Here is a 1,820-nt window from a genome sequence, read left to right as displayed (position 1 = left end):
ATACTTTACTTTTATTTATCACTATTTCTTTAATTTTTTCTGGTATATATTCATGGTAGGTTTCTTGAGCATAGCGGCTAACTGTAATTATTTTTTTGCAATACTTAATTGCTCTTTCGTAAAAAAATTTATATTGAAATAATAGATGCTTTTTTGTTCTTTTCTCAAAAAAAAATTTTGAATCCGTACCATGTATCAAGATTATGCATTTACTAAGCGTTTTCTTTGAAAAAAAAATGCCTGCAACATATGCAGATAGGTAGTCATTTAATACGATAACAGGCGATTTACTTACTGCCTCACATTTTTTTAAAGCCTTAAAGTAATTATAAATCCATACTATTCGCTTTTGATTTACTTGTATATGTTCAATTTCTTTTTCATGAAATCCACTACCACCTGAAATTAGAGTAAGATTATATTTTGATGAATAAAGATGATTTTTGATCAGTCTTGCGACAATTCCTGCCCCTCCACCTGAGGGTGGATATTCATCTGATATCAATAGAACTCTGTTATTATCAAACATTGTCAAATCCCATAATTAAATTTGTATTATACTTACCCAATAATAATTTTTTGAAACAACTAATTATATTTATACCATAATTGTTTTTTAAGAGACAACAGATGCCGAGTTCTCACCCCTTGCCTAATTATATATTCAATGACTAAATCAACACATGAATTATTAGCCAATCCTACCTGCATAAAGGTATAAGGCATTCATTAGACCAATTAATAACACCTCATCTGTCATATCTCCTGCATTCAGCATGAAAAAGGTTCAACTAATTTAGGCAATAACACCGAGTTAAGTTGAAAGAAAGCCCAAACTTAAAAACATTATTACTTAGTCAAATATGTCAAAAAGGTTAGCCATAAAATGGTTCTACATTCAGATTTCAAACTATTGTAATATTCATTAGTTCTGTATAAATAATCTAGGAAAAATTTTTGAAAAATCAATTTTTAAAACCTCTGCAGGAATAATTGACTTCTTTTCCCCAATATGAGTATAAGAGATATAAAACTGTGATGGATTATCTGAATACTCAAAGAAACACTTATTTAGCGTATCTTTCCAGGTCATAAAATGCAAATACATGATTTCACCGCCTTCATTCCCTTCTTCATAAAGCCTCCCTTCACTCCACCTCCATTTATTTATTACATTTGGTACTATAGATGGCTTTTCTCTAGGTACTTTATAATTAAGCATGAAATCAGGCCAGTATATGCGCAAGTTATTACCAGCAGAAATTTCTGATTGTATCAAATCAGTCATTCTATTTTCATCATAATGAAAATTATCTTCAGACTCAAAAACAAATTCATACTCATGATGTTTTGTGTACAATGAATTTATAGATTCATTGTTACGGTATAACGTAAAGTGACCAGCGATTCTATTCTTTCTTGTTGTAATGATATCATAATTGTTGAGTAAGTCAGGTGTGATAAAATCTGTTATTTTCCCAAAAATAACATCCATATCACAATGCCCCCAGAAGTCATAGTTTTTTATTTCGTCTTGAAATATATGACCAAAAGCTGGTTTCAAGTCACAAATTTTATAAGGCCGAATTAGCTTGACGTTTAGCCCTGTGACTTTTTTTGTCTTAAGTTCAAGGTCATTAAGCGTACTGGAAACAAATCTTACATTATTAGGTGAATCCTCTGGGATTTCGCAGTCAGTAGGGATAAGCCAATTGATATCTGGATTAGCTTTACACGATAAAAGAAAAGCAGGGAACCATTCAGGCCATTTCCCATAGTAAGGAATAATAAATAATATATTGTATTTATTCACTTCGTTC

The 1,820-nt window shown here is 30.7% G+C and carries 2 protein-coding genes; both read right to left on the bottom strand.

Going from position 1 to position 1,820, the window contains the following annotated elements; genetic code table 11:
* On the bottom strand, window positions 1-529 hold a 529-nt coding region (locus BIZ37_RS30020; protein WP_187464657.1), incomplete at its 3' end, for a glycosyltransferase.
* 396 nt (window positions 530-925) lie between these two features.
* Window positions 926-1,820 (bottom strand): DUF6625 family protein (locus BIZ37_RS30015; RefSeq protein WP_187464656.1); only part of this gene is annotated, 895 nt, incomplete at its 5' end.

This window comes from Photobacterium sp. BZF1, from assembly GCF_014349205.1.
GTDB lineage: Bacteria > Pseudomonadota > Gammaproteobacteria > Enterobacterales > Vibrionaceae > Photobacterium.
The sequence above is the reverse complement of the archived record's forward strand: the minus strand, read 5'-3'. Positions and strand labels throughout refer to the sequence as shown.